The 14,398-nt window shown below is 67.0% G+C and carries 12 protein-coding genes and 1 pseudogene; 6 read left to right on the top strand and 7 right to left on the bottom strand.

Annotated features, from left to right (window positions below):
- Positions 1-3: 3 nt before the first annotated feature.
- Positions 4-1,311: a cellulose synthase complex periplasmic endoglucanase BcsZ gene (gene bcsZ / locus P5W99_RS34320; protein ID WP_434666637.1), complete on the bottom strand. Its 1,308-nt coding sequence runs from the start codon at positions 1,309-1,311 to the stop codon at positions 4-6.
- A gap of 110 nt (positions 1,312-1,421) precedes the next feature.
- Positions 1,422-3,875, bottom strand: a complete 2,454-nt coding sequence (gene bcsB, locus P5W99_RS34315) for a cellulose biosynthesis cyclic di-GMP-binding regulatory protein BcsB (protein WP_421028251.1) — start codon at positions 3,873-3,875, stop codon at positions 1,422-1,424.
- 271 nt (positions 3,876-4,146) lie between these two features.
- Here bcsB and P5W99_RS34310 point away from each other — a divergent pair, with 271 nt between their 5' ends.
- From P5W99_RS34310 to P5W99_RS34300, 3 genes and pseudogenes are all read left to right on the top strand, one after another.
- Positions 4,147-4,491, top strand: coding sequence for a hypothetical protein (locus P5W99_RS34310; RefSeq protein ID WP_421028250.1), 345 nt, complete (start codon positions 4,147-4,149; stop codon positions 4,489-4,491).
- 131 nt (positions 4,492-4,622) lie between these two features.
- The gene (locus tag P5W99_RS34305; protein WP_421028763.1) at positions 4,623-4,904 is read left to right on the top strand and encodes an antibiotic biosynthesis monooxygenase family protein; all 282 of its coding nucleotides are present in this window, start codon (positions 4,623-4,625) and stop codon (positions 4,902-4,904) included.
- A 36-nt stretch (positions 4,905-4,940) separates the two neighbouring features.
- Positions 4,941-5,072: pseudogene (locus tag P5W99_RS34300) on the top strand (AbrB family transcriptional regulator); the annotation flags it as partial.
- 89 nt (positions 5,073-5,161) lie between these two features.
- Here P5W99_RS34300 and P5W99_RS34295 read toward each other — a convergent pair.
- Together P5W99_RS34295 and P5W99_RS34290 are read right to left on the bottom strand one after the other, a co-directional pair.
- Positions 5,162-6,301, bottom strand: a complete 1,140-nt coding sequence (locus tag P5W99_RS34295; protein WP_421028249.1) for a CmpA/NrtA family ABC transporter substrate-binding protein — start codon at positions 6,299-6,301, stop codon at positions 5,162-5,164.
- A gap of 22 nt (positions 6,302-6,323) precedes the next feature.
- Positions 6,324-6,908, bottom strand: coding sequence for an ANTAR domain-containing response regulator (locus tag P5W99_RS34290; protein WP_421028248.1), 585 nt, complete (start codon positions 6,906-6,908; stop codon positions 6,324-6,326).
- A 322-nt stretch (positions 6,909-7,230) separates the two neighbouring features.
- Between P5W99_RS34290 and P5W99_RS34285 the strand changes: the two genes are divergently transcribed.
- Entirely contained in the window at positions 7,231-7,563 is a 333-nt protein-coding gene (locus tag P5W99_RS34285; protein WP_421028247.1) for a DNA-binding protein, read from the top strand.
- Positions 7,564-7,666: 103 nt separating this feature from the next.
- Here P5W99_RS34285 and P5W99_RS34280 read toward each other — a convergent pair whose 3' ends face one another.
- The 3 genes from P5W99_RS34280 to P5W99_RS34270 form a co-directional block, all read right to left on the bottom strand.
- On the bottom strand, positions 7,667-9,469 hold the full coding sequence (locus tag P5W99_RS34280) for a chloride channel protein (RefSeq protein WP_421028246.1): 1,803 nt from the start codon (positions 9,467-9,469) through the stop codon (positions 7,667-7,669).
- A gap of 5 nt (positions 9,470-9,474) precedes the next feature.
- Complete coding sequence (locus P5W99_RS34275) at positions 9,475-9,888, bottom strand: MarR family winged helix-turn-helix transcriptional regulator (protein ID WP_421028245.1); 414 nt, start codon at positions 9,886-9,888, stop codon at positions 9,475-9,477.
- A gap of 122 nt (positions 9,889-10,010) precedes the next feature.
- Positions 10,011-11,168 carry an HPP family protein gene (locus P5W99_RS34270; RefSeq protein ID WP_421028244.1) on the bottom strand — a complete coding sequence of 386 codons (1,158 nt, stop codon included), beginning with the start codon at positions 11,166-11,168 and terminating at the stop codon, positions 10,011-10,013.
- Positions 11,169-11,513: 345 nt separating this feature from the next.
- Between P5W99_RS34270 and P5W99_RS34265 the strand changes: the two genes are divergently transcribed.
- Positions 11,514-12,155, top strand: coding sequence for an MlaC/ttg2D family ABC transporter substrate-binding protein (locus P5W99_RS34265; protein ID WP_421028243.1), 642 nt, complete (start codon positions 11,514-11,516; stop codon positions 12,153-12,155).
- Between the two features lie 186 nt (positions 12,156-12,341).
- The gene (locus P5W99_RS34260; RefSeq protein WP_421042776.1) at positions 12,342-14,342 is read left to right on the top strand and encodes an AI-2E family transporter; all 2,001 of its coding nucleotides are present in this window, start codon (positions 12,342-12,344) and stop codon (positions 14,340-14,342) included.
- Positions 14,343-14,398 lie beyond the last annotated feature (56 nt).

Raw genomic sequence — 14,398 nt, 5'->3', positions numbered from 1 at the left:
GCTTCAGCGCGGCGCCGGGCATCGGGTCGTCCATGCGGGCGCGACGCGGCCTTGTGCGTCGAAGCGGTAGAGGCCTTGCATGTAGCCGAGGCCGAACAGCATCAGCACGCTGCTGTAATAGCCGGGCGGCGACTTTTGGGCGAGCGTGCGGCTGCGCGCGACCTGCGCGTCGGCGAGGTCGGTGCGGCCAGTCGCGGAGAGATAGGGCGCGACCGCGGCGGAGAACCCGCCGTTGCCTTCGTTCGGACCCGTCTCGCCGCTTTGCGTGTTCACGCGCTCGGGCGGAAAGCCGTGCGCCGCCACGAACGCCGAGAGCGGCGCGAAGGTGGCGAGCGTGGCGCTGCGCAAGGGATCGTCGTGGGCGAGCATGCCCGCCCACAGATAGACGCGGATCGCGTTATAGGCGCTTTCGGCGTGCGTTTTCTCGTCGGGGCCGAAGGCGCCTTTGCCGCCGCTCTGAGCGCGATAAATCACCCAGTCCGGCGAGTAGCCGCGCGGCGCCGTGTCGTTCACGAGCTTCGTCGAGCTGGCGAGCATCGACTTCCATTCGGGCGCTTCCGGCGCTTGTTGCAGCGCGAGCGCGAAGCGTCGCATGAGTTGCAGCGGCACATAGCTTGGGTTGAGCCGCCACGTGCTCTTGTCGAGCCTGAAGCCCATCGGGCCCGGCAGCACCGTGCGGCCGAGGCCCGGCAGATCGGCGCTCTCCTGACGCACGACGTTGCGTGCCATCAGCATGCCGAGCGCCGTGTAGCGGCGCTCGTTCCAGAGGCGTCCCGCTTCGAGCAGCGTATAGGCGATCCAGAGGTCGGCGTCGCTGGCGGAGTGCGCGTCGATCACGCCCCACGCGGGTTTTTGCGCCGCCGTGCTCGCGGAAGCCCCCGATGCACTCGCAGCACTCGCAGCACTCGCAGCACTCGCAGCACTCGCAGCACTCGCAGCACTCGCAGCACTCGCAGCACTCGAAGCGCCCGATGCGGGCAGCGCCGCGCCATCTTCGCCGATGTCGGTGCGCCCCCAGATCCACGCGGGCAGGTGCGAGGCGAGATCGCCCTGGGCGAGATTGTTCTCGGTCCACGTGAGGATCGTGTCGAAACGCTTGCGGTCGTTCGCGACGAGCGCGAAGAACAGCGCGTAGGACTGGCCCTCGGAGACGGTGACCTGGCGCGGCGTGCTCGCGTCGATGACGCGGCCATCGGCGCTCAGCAGATCGTGCTTGAACGCGTCCCAGTCGGGCCATGCGCAAGCGGGCGCGCTCGCCACGCCGCCTGCGGCCGCCTTGGCGGGCGGACTCGCGGCCTGCGCCGCATGCATGGGCAGGAGCGGCGCGAGTGCGCAGGCGCTGGCCGCGAGCCAGCGCGCGAGATGAAGCTCGAGACGAAGCGCGAGGCGGGACCCGCGATGGAGCGGCGAGACGCGCATGATCAGTCTCCGGTGCGCCGCTTGGCCATGCGGCCCAGCGCCCAGAACACCGTGAACGCGACGATCAGACCCGCGAGAATGCCCGCGAGCGCCATCAGCGACGGATAGCGCGAGATATGCACCCACAGCCGCGCATACCAGGGCAGGTCGCCGACGAAATAGCGCTCGCCCACGCGCAGGCTTTCCACCTCGCCGTGCCGCACGACGCTCAGATCGCCATGCATCCGCGCGACCTTGCTGCTGTCCTGCATGGCGTCGAGCACGTCGTCGAGTTGCGCCGCGGACGTGCTCGCGAGCGCCACGACGCTGCGCCCCGAAGCGAGCGGCGACTCGAAGCCGATCAGCGCGGCCAGCGGCCCGCCGAGCGTGACGATCGAGCGGCCCTTGGGCGTGGTGTCGTCGTCGTCCGCGGTGCCGCCTAGCCAGTTCGGCCAGCCAATTTTCTGGTCGCGCGTCGCCACTTCGGTCTTGCCGCGCTCGATGAGCAGCGGCAGGTCCTTGCCCCACTTCGCGAGCAGGTTCGCCGCAGAGCCCGAGCCGATCACGAGCAGGTCGTCGCCGCTCACGCTGTCGATCTGGCTGGCGGGCACGAGCTTCACGCGCAGCGCGGGCAGGCCGGTCCACTGGCCCATGTGCCCGAGCATCGTGAGCACGGCTTCCTGATCCTTCGTGTCGGGCGCGTCGGGTATCACGACGGCGGTTGCCGAGAGGTCGGCCATGCGCGTAAACGGATAGCCGCTGTTGGCGAAGTAGGCGAGGTTGGGCAGCGCCGTGTAGTGCGCGAAGCCGCTGAAGTCGATCACCGAGTCGGGGTCGATGGCGGCGCGCGCGATGTCGGCGGCCGTGGAAGCGCACAGGCCGGTCTTCTGCGAATCGATATGAAACTGGAACTGGAACTGGTTGTTCGAGCCCACGCGGAACGCCGGAATCTCGATGCTGCTCGTTGCGCGCACATCGGTGCCCGAGAGCACGGGCACGGCGATGCGCGTTTCGTCGGCGGCGCGCGTGACCGGCTTCAGGCGCTGCGAGCGCACGAGCTGGTCGTTGATGCTGACGTTGAGGATCGAGTCGTTCCAGCTCGACGGCGCGGTGTAGCGATAGCGGATGTCGATCGGCACATTGCTGTGCGCCCACGCATAGAGGTCGGCGGGCACGCGCATGTTCACGCGGATCGCGGGCGGGTTGTAGCCCGAGACCTGCAACTGCTGCGGGTCGCTCACGAGCTCGCGCAGCAGCACGGGGCGGTCCGTGGGCACCCAGTTGGGCGCATCGTAGGGCTTGCGCTCGGGACCGAGATCCACGGATTGCACCGCCACGCTGCTGCCCGCCATGCCGGCCTGGCCGAGTACGAGCGCGTCGGCGGCCTTCTTCAGCTCCTCGGGCGTGCGGCCCGCGAGCACGAGCAGCTTGCGGCCCGAGCCCGGCGCGGCGGCGGGGTTGGTCATCATCGTGATCGTCGGGCCCTTGATCTCGGGCAGCGCGATGCCTTCGGGCACCTGGCCCGGCAGCGCGAACGCGATCGCGCTGGCGTCGGCGGGTGCCGCGTGCGCGACCGGGAAGCGCGCGCCGCGAAAGCTCGCGAGCGCGCCGAGCCACGACGACACCACGCCGGCCGCGCGCAGCGTGGGCAGCCCCGCGTTGGCGGCGAGCACGAACGGCACGCGCACGAGGGTGTAGTCGTGCTTGTCGAAGAACGGCGCCGGCAAAAGCGCGAGACTATTGGGCAGATCGACGGCGGCCGTGTCGAGCGTGAGCGTGCTTTCGGGCGCGATGTCGGTCCACAGCGTCGAGTGATACGGGTCCTCGCAATGATCGAGCGTGTAGTGCGCGATCATCTGCACGCTGATGCGGTTGAAGTCGGTAAAGAGACGCGGATCGAGGGCGATCTCGCTCGTTACGAGCTTGCCTGCCGTTTCCTTCACGAGCGGAATGGTGGCCACCACTTCGCCGTTCACGAACACCTTCAGGTGCGAAAGCGGATAGATGAGCGAGGGCGAATACGTGTAGACGAGCCGCAGCTTCGCAGCGGTGACGACCTCGTCGGTGCGCACATCGGCATTGAGGTAGCCCGTGGGGTCGAGCCCGCGCAATTCCATCGCGCCGTAGGCGCCCATCTGGCGCAGCGTGAAGACATGGGTGCGCGGCTGGCCCGTCGGGGCGGGCAGCGCATTGGCGCCCGGGAGCATGGCGATGGTGCCCGGCGCCGTCTGGATCACGGCTGGGCCGATGCCGCCCGCGGTGGTAGTGAGCGCGCCGGGCACGCCGCCAAACGAAGCGTCGGCTGTTGCACCCGAGGCCGAAGAAGCCGCCGAGGCCGGCGCTGCGCCGGATGCGGTCGTGGCGGGCGACACCTTGACGGCTGCTTTGTCCGTGGGCTTGTCGGCTGCAAGCAGGCTGGACGCCACCAGCAGCCCTGCCGTCAACGCGCCGAGGCGGACAGGTACGGAAACTCGCATCGCAAACGGCCCCTTGTCTTGTTCGCGACGGCGACCCCGTTACGCATAGTCAGCCGTCTGGTGATTTTGGCGGTCTCGCATTGCCCGCCGTCATCCGGGTCTTGCGGTGACGCATCTTGAAATTCGTCGGAGTTTATCTGACTCTCATGAAGTGCGACTGATGATTGCTCACCGTTTGCTGACGTCCAATCGTTAGGGATTGTCATATCGCCGAGGCGAAGCGAAGAGACAGTCACTTGCAGCGATCCAGAAAACCTCTTTCAGACAAAACATGACGACTCGACTAGGCAGCGACTACGACGCGCTGGTGGCGACCGCCGGTTCCGTGGGCGAGGGCAGCGCTGCTGCGGGCATGCCGGGCGTGACGGTGGTCAGCGCTTTCGTGCGTGGCATCGCGTGCGATACGAAATCGACGGTCATGTACGACGCCAACGGCCATTACTGGGTCGCGCTGTGGTCGCCGCAGCCGCAGTCGAGCAAAGGTGGGACGAGCATCACCGAGCTCCGGTACTACACCAACGTGGCCGCCGACAAGAAAAAACTGCCCGGGCCGATCGCCGCGCAACGTAACCAGGTCTGCCCTTCGGAGCAGGAAGTCGTGCGCATGATGTCGTGAAGCTGTCATCAATCGACGGGCTGCGTGATTGAACGCGCCGGCGTGGTAACGTTAGGCCCGCGCCGCAACTGCGCGCGCATTCATGAATGACGAAAAAAGCGAAGAGAAAGGAGCAGAACGTGGTCTACGAAATGGCGCACATCTCCGTGCAGGCCGGCAAGAACGCCGAATTCGAAGCAGCCGTGGCGCAGGCCTTGCCGCTATTCCACCGCGCGCGCGGCTGCACCGCCGTGGAACTGCAGCGCAGCGTGGAGGAGCCGAACCAGTACGTGCTCGTCGTGCAATGGGACACGCTGGAAGACCATATGGTCCACTTCCGTGAATCCGCCGATTTCCAGGCGTGGCGCGGCCTCGTGGGACCGTACTTCGAGAAGCCGCCGGTCGTGGGGCATACGCAGGTGGTGGTGAAGTAAATCGTGCGCTTGCGGATGGAATCTCCCTCGCGGGCCGAGATCGAGCGCGTGGGCGATGAAATCCGCATCCGCCCTGTGCGCCGGTCGTTGGGTGGCATGCTCAAGAAATTCGCGAAATTCGGACCGGATTTCATGACGGAGGGGCGGGGCGAGCAAGAGCAAGCTGATCCGCACATCCAGTCGCGCCCGAAGTTTCGCTCGCAACGAATAACGAACGCGATCAAGCGCCAGGCGCTCATCATGAGCGCCGCATCCACTCAAGCTCTCACCCCAAACCCCTCCACGTAGCCCCCAGCATCCGCGCCATCCCAAACCCTTCCGTCGACGAAAACCGGCTTGCTCGACGCGTCAATCACCGAAACGTCCATCGCCCGCGCCGCCTCGCGATACAACGCGGTTTGATTCACCGCTCGCGCAATCTCCCGATAGTCGTCGCGCCGCGCCATCATTCCCCAGCGCTCGAACTGCGTCATGAACCAGATTCCTTCGGACTCCAACGGATTGTTCACCGCGCCGTCCTCGAAGAATTTCATGCGCACCGGGTCGAAAGTACCGATACCTTCGAGCTGCCCCGCAATCAACGCCGGATCCACGCCGAGCATGTCCGGCCGCGCCAGCCATTGAGCGATTTCCTGCCGATGTCCCGCGCCGTCGAGCCATCGGCATGCTTCCAGCATCGTCTGCACGAGCGCGCGCGCCGTATTCGGATAGCGCACGACGAAATCGCGCCGGCACGCCAGCACTTTTTCGGGATGATCGGGCCAGATTTCGCCGCTGCGGATGACCGTGCGCCCCACGCCGTGCTGCTGCGCGAGCGCGGGCCACGGCTCGCCAGCGCAAAAGCCGTCGAGCCGCTCTTCGGTGAGCGCGGCGACCATCTGGGGCGGTGGAATCACCACGCTGTCGATATCGCGCAGCGGATGCACGCCCTGCGCGGCGAGCCAGTAATTGAGCCACATCGCGTGCGTGCCGGTCGGGAAGGTCTGTGCGAACACGGGCTTGCGCTCGAGCGTCGCGAGCGCGCGGCGCAGTGTGCCGTGTTCGGCGAGAGCGTCGGCGAGACGGTTCGACAGCGTGATCGCCTGGCCGTTGCGGTTGAGCACCATCAGCACGGCCATATCCTGGCGGGGCCCGCCAATGCCAAGCTGCACCCCGTACGCGAGACCGTAGAGCGTATGCGCGGCGTCGAGTTCGCCGGTCAGCAGTTTGTCGCGCAGCGCGGCCCAGGACGGCTGGCGCGAAAGCGCCAGCGTGAGGCCGTGCGCGTGGCCGAACTCGAGCAATTTCGCGGCGACAAGCGGCGCGGCGTCGGCGAGCGGCACGTAGCCTATCTTCAGGTGCGTCTTTTCCGGCGCGGCGTGCGGGGTGGTGGTGTTCATGATGTGCGCTTCGTTCATCCTCATTCGTGGGCCGGCGCGTTCATTTGCGCCGCTCCTGCGGCCCGCTTGCCGCGACGATCTGGCGGGCAACCTCGGCCAGCTTCAGGCTCTGGTCCATGGCGCGCTTTCGCAACGTTGCGTAGGCGGCGGGCTCGGACAGCTTCTGCTGCTCCATCACGATGCGCTTCGCGCGGTCGATCAGCTTGCGCTCGGCCAGTTCGTTCTCGGCATGGGTGAGCCGCTCGCGCAGTTGCGCCTCTTGCGCAAAGCGCGCCAGCGCGACTTCGAGAATCGGTGCGATGCGTTCGCCCGCGAGCCCTTCGACGAGATACGCCGTCACGCCCGCATGCACGGCCGAGCGAATCAGCTGCTGGTTGGCATCGTTGCTGAACATCAGCACGGGTCGCGGCGCCGTGGCGTTCATCACGGCGAGCTGTTCGAGCGTGTCGCGCGAAGGCGATTCGGTGTCGATGATGATCACGTCGGGCCGCTCGCGCTCGACGGCGCGATGCAGCGCCTGCGGCGTCGCGGGCTCGGCGAGCATTTCGTAGCCGAGCCGCGCGAGCGCCTGGCGCAGATCGCCGATGGGCTTGTCGGTGTCGGTTACGAGCAGGACGCGCAGCATGGTGTTTCAGTGGTCGGCGGCATGAGGTGGCTGCTTGGGCGCAGTGCGGCGAAGCAGGACATGCAGCATTCCAGCAAGGTATGTGCCAGTTGTTGCGGCGCACGCGAATGGGGCGGGTCGCGTGCGAAACCGGACGGGAAGATGGTGTGATGCACCGCAGCAGTGCGTGGCTGGGATTGCGGCAGCACTCAACTGGCGCAGTGGGAAGACGCGGAAGCCATGGTCTTCGTCTCAAGATTTGAAACTAACAGTCAACCCTGCCATGCAACTCCAAACAGTCAGCGTGGTGGAATCGATGGCATTCCACATGGAGAGTGGTCCAATGCCGACCGTATTGAAGGTTCACACGTACGCGCGTCGCAGTATCTGTGACAAAGAAGTTTCACTGCCTGCGGGCACCCAGGTTATCAATGACATCTTGGCCGATGGCGACCAGGCCGAGCTGCTGATCGTGCTGCGCCAGATGGCGCAGGCATTTGGCGGAGTTCAGGCCGTGGCCGAGCAGGCGCATCTGAATCCGCCCCAGCTCTATCGCACGCTGTCGCCGAAAGGCAACCATCGTTGGTACCGTATTGAGTCGGGTTTTGGATGCTCGGTCCTGGGTCGGGCATGGGTGACAACCGGCTCCGCGAGCGTCGACTTTCAAGAGATATGAGGGGTTGATTCGAGTCGAACAGAGCCCTGCCCCGGAAGTCTGCGAATGGCTAAAAAACGCGCCGGCATAACCGGCGCGCATCGAAATCCACGAGTTCCGTGTCTCAGCTCGCTTTCCGAACCGGCGGAAAACGCCGCTTGCTGTTGCCGATGGGGATGCGCCGGAAGCGCTCCCTCTTGGTCTCTTCCTCGAAGTGCGAAAGCGAGACCTTCACGAGGTCGGCGCTCGACACAATGCCGATGAGTTGCATCGACCGGCGATCGGACACTACCGGCAGCCGCTCGAGCCCATGCACGGCAAGACGCGCGGCGATCCGGCGACAAGTCTCCTCAGGCACCGCCACATCGGGCGCGCGCAGCGCAAGCAGCGCGCCGAGCGGCTGATCGAGCGCCTCGTTGGCGCCGCTCGCGCGCACCGTCTCCAGAATCGCGCGGTCCACCATGCCAAGCACGGCGCCGTCACGCACCACAGGCCAGGCGCGGCGCTTCTGGTCGGGGCCGAAGTATTGCGATAGCGCATCGCGCACGCTCACGCCGGCGTCGATGGTTTCGACGTTGCGCGTCATCACTTCGTCCACGTGATGGCGCTCGAGCGGATCGACGCCGTACTCGCGATAGATGTGATAGCCGCGCCGCGCGATCTTCTCGGTCATGATCGAGCGCTTCATGACGACCGTGGCGAAGCCGTGCGCGACCAGCGTGGCCGTGAGCAGCGGCAGCAGCGCGTTGGTGTCGTGGGTGAGGCCGAAGGCGAACACGATGGCCGTGAGCGGCGCGCCGAGCGTGGCGCCAAGCGTGGCCGCCATGCACACGAGCGGCCAGAGTGCGGGGTCGCTGCCGGGCAGCACGTGGCTCAGCACGCAGCCAAGGCCCGCGCCCAGCATGAGCAGCGGGGCGAGCACGCCGCCCGAGGTGCCCGAGCCGAGCGCCACGACCCAGATCACTGCCTTCACCACGAGGATGGCGATGGCCACCTGCAAGATGATGTGCTGATGGAGCAGGTCGCCGATCACGTCGTAGCCCACGCCCAGCGCGCGCGGCTCGATGAAGCCGCCGATGCCCACCACGAGGCCGCCGATCGCGGGCCACCAGGACCAATGCAGCGGCAGGTGCGCGAACAGGTCCTCGACCTTGTAGAGCGCCGCCGAAAGCCCGGAAGCGAGCGCACCCGAGAGCAGGCCCGCGATCACGCACGAAAACAGCGCGAGCGCGTGCGGCGTGGGGGTTTGCATCGCGAAAAGCGGCTCGGTGCCGAAGAATGCAGCGCGCGCAAAGCCCGCCACGGCGCAGGCGAGCGCGACCGGCAGAAAGCTGCGCGGGCGCCATTCGAACAGCAGCAGCTCGACCGCCAGCAGCACGGCGGCCACCGGCGTGCCGAACACGGCCGTCATGCCCGCGGCGGCGCCGGCGACGAGCAGCGTCTTGCGCTCGGCGGAGGTGAGCCGCACGCACTGCGCGAGCAGCGAGCCGATCGCGCCGCCCGTCATGATGATCGGGCCTTCCGCACCGAACGGCCCGCCGCTGCCGATCACGATGCCCGAGGAGAGCGGCTTGAGGATGGCCACCTTCGGCGACATCTTGCTCTTGCCGAACAAAATCGCCTCGATGGCTTCCGGAATGCCGTGGCCGCGGATCTTGTCGGAGCCGAAGCGCGCCATCATCCCGACGATCAGCCCCCCGGCCGCCGGCACGAGAATGACCCACGCGCCGAGCGTGTTCAGCGCGGGCGAGTGATCCTCGAACGAGAAGCGGCCATAGAAGAACAGGTTCGTGAACCAGTGGATGAGGCTCAGAAGCACGAACGCGGCGAGCGTGGCCAGCGCGCCAATGACGGCGGCCAGCGCGCTGATGCCGGGCAGGCGCGCGTTGGCCGAGAAGTCGCGCTTGTAGGAGTCGTCGAGATGCATGGTCGTCAGAGATCGATTTGCGGAATGGTGAAGGTGCCGTCGAGCGATTGCAGTTCCGCACGATGGAGTTCGGCGAGGCGCGCGAGCAGCTTTTCGCCGCCGTCGAGCAGATGCACTTCCACCTGGCGGCGATCGCGCTCGCTCACGCGCCGCTCGACCAGGTTGAGCGCCTCGCAGCGCGAGACGAGCGCCACCACGCCGTGATGCTGCGCCTGAAGACGCTCGGCAATCTCGCCGATGGTCGCCCACTCGCGGCCCGGATAGCCCTTCACGTGCAGCAGCAGCAAATATTGCAGCGGCGTGATGCCCTCGCCCTGGGCGGCCTGTTCCGAGAAGCGCTCGAAGCGGCGCATCTGGTAGCGGAACTCGGACAATTGCTCGAAATCGGTCTTCGTCAGGCCGCGCGTATGGTTCTTCATTGGGAATTCAAATGGGTGCGATTCGAAATGCGAATATATCACAACATGATATGTTTGGCCGAGACCTTCCCGACGCGGTTGCGCCACGCGCGACCCGCGATATGTTCAGGAATGCATGAGGTTCAGGCGCTCTGGCCTTGCAGCGGCTGAGCCTGCCGGTACAGGCCCGAAATCAGGTCCGCCTGCGTGACGATGCCTACGAGGCGGCGCTCGCCGTCCACCACGGGCACGTGGTGGTGGCCGCGCCCCGCGAAAATGCCGAGCAGCTGCACGATGGGGGTTTCGCTCGCAATAGTGCGAACGTGCGTGCTCATGATCGTGCTCACGCGCACGCCGTCGGCGGGATGCGCGGCGATGCCGCTTCGGAGCGAATGCAGCAGCGCGCGCAGCGGGTGGCGGCCGAGGCCTTCTTCGGCGAGGTCGGCGCGCGTGACGATGCCCTTTACGTGGCGCTTTTCATCCACCACCGGCAGCGCCTTGATGTCGTGACGCTTGAGCAGCGTGCGCGCTTCGCCTACGGTTGTCGCCGGCGTGATGCTGACGACGTCGCGCGTCATGACATCGGCGCAATTGAGCTCGCCGAAGCTGCGCGCATAGGCGCGAATCTCCGTTTCGCGCAGCAGCGACTCGAGGTCGTCGGTGTCGATGTCGAGCAGCTCGTCGCGGTCGCGCAGCACGGCTTCGAGGTCGGCGCGCGAGAAGCCACCCGGCGCGGTCGCGGGCTGGGCGGTCCTGGCCGGGCGCACCGCGTGGGGATAGCGGTGGCCGGTGGCCGTGTGATAGACGAGCGCGGAAATGAGCAGCGTGAATGATTGCAGCGCCACCGGCTCGAACACGAACTCATAGCCGAGCGCATGCACGGCAGGGCCGCCGAGCACGGCGGTGAGCGCCACGGCGCCCGAAGGCGGGTGCACGCAGCGCAGCGTGAACATCGCGCAGACCGCCGCGGCGATGGCGACGGCGGCGGCCTCCACGGGATCGTGGATGAACATCGCGCAGGTCACGCCCACAGTAGCCGAAACCAGATTGCCCCCGATGATCGACCACGGCTGCGCGAGCGGACTCGCGGGCACGCCGAACAGCAGCACCGCCGAGGCGCCCATCGGAGCGATCAGATACGGAATGGTCGAGGCGTTGCCGAGCAGGTAGTGCGAAACGGCGCCCGTGACGGCTATGCCCACCAGCGCGCCGCCGCTCGAACGCAGGCGCTCGCGCCAGCGCAGGGTAACGGGGGCCGGGGCGAAGCGCGTGAGCCAGCGAAGAATTCTGAAGCGTGACACGGTCGAGATAGCGGTAAAGGGGACGAAGCGAAAGGGATAAAGCGGCGTCCCGGCCGGGCCGCCCGCGATTTTTTGAGATCGCGATTGTATCGCAACGTGATATATCCCGCGACGTATTGACGCTGATAGTTGTCATTTGGGGTTTGATCGCCCGTGGGCTGATGGCGGCGCGCATCTGGGAACTCCGGTGTAACAAAACCACTGCATTTGTAACCCTGCGTCGCGGTGGCGGCGCGCTGCGCCGCGTTCGGTTACGCTGGCGGGCCAACCCTTTGCAGGGGCGGTCAAGCCGGCGGCCCGGCACGGCGGCACCGCATTCCACCGATCGACACGGACAACAAACGCATGAAGAAGCTCTTTTTCCTGAGCGCGGTGCTCGCGTGGTTCATGGCGTCGCTGGTAATTGGCGCGAGCGCGTTCGCGCAGGGCGTCGTCGATCAGTCGGACCCGCAGGCGCTCATCAAGACGGCCACGCAGCAGGTGCTGGACGAAGTGCGAACGAAGGCCATCGCGCCGGACGACATTGCGCGCATTCGCGACATCGTCGACCGGGACATCCTTCCTTATGTCGACTTCCATCGCACCACGCAACTCGCGATGGGCAGGCACTGGCGCACCGCCACGCCCGCGCAGCAGCAACAGGTCGCCAAGCAGTTCCAGCTGCTGCTGATCCATCTTTACGCTGGCGCGCTCGCGCAGCTCAAGCCCGATCAGCAGATCGAATACCCGCCGATGCGCAACGCGCCCGGCGACACCGACGTGGTCGTGCGCACGCTCGCGCAGACAAGCAGCAATCCCGTGGAGATCGACTACCGTTTGTACAAGACCCCCGAGGGCTGGCGACTCTACGACCTGAACGTGCTGGGCGCCTGGCTGATCCAGACCTACCGCGTGCAGTTCAACGAGAAGATCCAGCAATCGGGCGTGGATGGGCTGATCCAGTTCCTCACCTCGCGTAATCAGGAGCTGGAGGCGGCCAGGCACTGATCCCGGCGCGCGCACTTTCGAACCCTTTTATCCAGGGCGCGCCTGGGTTACGCTTCTCGCCCGTTTGCCGTTTTCAGGCTTATTTCTCGCCTGCGCGCCGCCTGACGCACGCTGCACGCACTACCCTGAACTCAGGCGCGCCTGTTGCGCGTCTCACCCGACTCCCCGACCAGCCAACGCTTCGCCATGAATTTCCAGAGCCCGCCCGAGAGGCCTTATTCCGAACCGCTGAATGGACCATCGGGGCCGTCGGGACAGCCGCACGGCCACCGCAACCGCGTCTTCGCGTCGAGCACGCCCACGCTGCACACGCTCGCCGCGCTCGTCACGGGCGTGGTGGTGGTGTGCGGCCTCTACTTCGGGCGCGCGATGCTCGTGCCGATCACGCTTTCGGTGCTGCTGAGCTTTCTGCTCGCACCGCTCGTGACCGCGCTGCGCCGGCTGCACATCCCGCAGTTCATCGCGATCCTGATCGCGGTGCTCGCCACGGTGCTGGCGCTGGCGGGCGTGGGCGCGCTGATCGCCACGCAGGTCGTGCAGCTCGCGGCCTCCTTGCCGCAGTACCAGGAAGCCATCATGGAGAAGGCGGAAACGGTGCAGGAAAAGACCATTGGCCGCGCCGACTCGCTGATGACGCGCGCCGCCGCCGAGCTCCAGCGCATCACGCCCACGCCGCCGCCCGCGCCGCCGCCGCCGCGCGGGCGCGCCGCGCGCAACCAGCCGCAGCCGCCGATGCAGGTCGAGGTCCACACGCCCGCGCCCACGCCGATGCAACTGGTGCGCAAAGCCTTCGCGCCGGCCATCGCGCCGCTCGAGACCGCCTTCATCGTGCTGGTGGTGACGATCTTCATCCTGCTGCAGCGCGAGGACCTGCGCGATCGCTTCATCAGCGTGTTCGGCTCCAACGATCTGCATCGCACCACCACGGCTATCAACGACGCCTCCGAGCGGCTCTCGCGCTACTTCGTCACGCAACTGGGCGTGAACGTGTCGGTGGGCGGCGTGATCGCCATCGGGCTCGCGGGCATCGGCGTGCCGGGCGCGCTGATGTTCGGGGCGCTCTCGGCGCTGCTGCGCTTCGTGCCTTACATCGGCATCTGGATCGCCGCGATCCTTGCGACGCTGCTGGGCGCGGCCATCCAGCCGCAGTGGACCATGGCAGTCTCGACGCTGATCTTCTTCATCGTCGTCGACGTGGTGGCGGGGCAGTTCGCCGAGCCGATGCTCTACGGCCGCCGCGCGGGCCTGTCGCCGCTCGCGGTGGTGGTGGCGGCGATCTTCTGGGCGTGGCTCTGGGGCCCGGTCGGGCTCGTGCTCTCCACGCCGCTCACGTTGTGCATCGTCACGCTGGGCCGCTACGTGGACCGCCTGAACTTCCTGACCATCCTGCTCGGCGACCAGCCCGCGCTCACGCCCGCGCAGACCTGCTACCAGCGCCTGCTCGCCGACGACCCGCACGAGGCGCTGCTGCAGGCCGACCGCCTGCTCACGGAGATGCCGCTCATCGACTATTACGAGCGGGTGGTGTTCGAGGGCCTGCGCTTCGCGCGCAACGACGTGCTGCGCGGCGTGCTGCCCGCCGAGCAGCTTGCGCGCATCAATCAGGCGCTGCTCGACATCGTGGAAGTGCTGGAGTCGGTGAACGATTCGCGCCACGCTTCGGGCAACGAAGACGACGCGCCGCCGGAGATTCCCGCGGACGGCCGCGCGGTGCTGTGCGTGCCGGGGCGCGGCGCCTTCGACGAAGTGGTGGTGGCGATCGTGTGCCAATTGCTCGCGCGCGCGGGGATTCCGTGCCTCGCGACGACATACGACGAAGTGCGCGCCACGCGCACGGGGATGATGGACCTGCAAACCTTGCAGTCGATGCACGCGATGCCATCGACGCAATCCGCGCAAGCGGCGCACTTGATGCAATCGACGCGGGTGGTCTGCGTGGCGTCGCTCGACGCCGCCGAGTCGCCGCCGTACTTGCGCAACCTCGTGCGCCGCGTGCGCGAGCGCGCTCCGGCCTTGCCGATCGTCGTGGGCGTGCGGGCGGTGCGCCGCGAAGAGGGGCCGAGCATCGCCGACGATGCCGCTACGCACCTCACTGCCACGCTGCGCGATCTCGTGGAGGAGTGCGGCGTGGCGCTCGCTGCCCAGCCGAAGGAGCTCGCGCACAAGCAGGCGAATGCGGGGGCGTGACAGTCATGGGGGCGTCACATTGGGATGCCAGGATATGCGGCCCTACCCCCTCTGGT

This window comes from Paraburkholderia sp. A3BS-1L (assembly GCF_051125215.1).
In the GTDB taxonomy this organism is placed as follows: domain Bacteria; phylum Pseudomonadota; class Gammaproteobacteria; order Burkholderiales; family Burkholderiaceae; genus Paraburkholderia.
The sequence above is the reverse complement of the archived record's forward strand: the minus strand, read 5'-3'. Positions and strand labels throughout refer to the sequence as shown.

Coding starts and splice junctions, on each gene's coding strand:
- P5W99_RS34285 (WP_421028247.1), top strand. CDS start 7,231: ATGCCGACCGTATTGAAGGTTCACACGTACGCGCGTCGCAGTATCTGT.
- P5W99_RS34275 (WP_421028245.1), bottom strand. CDS start 9,888: ATGAAGAACCATACGCGCGGCCTGACGAAGACCGATTTCGAGCAATTG.
- P5W99_RS34280 (WP_421028246.1), bottom strand. CDS start 9,469: ATGCATCTCGACGACTCCTACAAGCGCGACTTCTCGGCCAACGCGCGC.
- P5W99_RS34260 (WP_421042776.1), top strand. CDS start 12,342: ATGAATTTCCAGAGCCCGCCCGAGAGGCCTTATTCCGAACCGCTGAAT.
- P5W99_RS34305 (WP_421028763.1), top strand. CDS start 4,623: ATGGCGCACATCTCCGTGCAGGCCGGCAAGAACGCCGAATTCGAAGCA.
- P5W99_RS34265 (WP_421028243.1), top strand. CDS start 11,514: ATGAAGAAGCTCTTTTTCCTGAGCGCGGTGCTCGCGTGGTTCATGGCG.
- P5W99_RS34295 (WP_421028249.1), bottom strand. CDS start 6,301: ATGAACGAAGCGCACATCATGAACACCACCACCCCGCACGCCGCGCCG.
- bcsZ (WP_434666637.1), bottom strand. CDS start 1,311: ATGCATGCGGCGCAGGCCGCGAGTCCGCCCGCCAAGGCGGCCGCAGGC.
- P5W99_RS34290 (WP_421028248.1), bottom strand. CDS start 6,908: ATGCTGCGCGTCCTGCTCGTAACCGACACCGACAAGCCCATCGGCGAT.
- bcsB (WP_421028251.1), bottom strand. CDS start 3,875: ATGCGAGTTTCCGTACCTGTCCGCCTCGGCGCGTTGACGGCAGGGCTG.
- P5W99_RS34310 (WP_421028250.1), top strand. CDS start 4,147: ATGACGACTCGACTAGGCAGCGACTACGACGCGCTGGTGGCGACCGCC.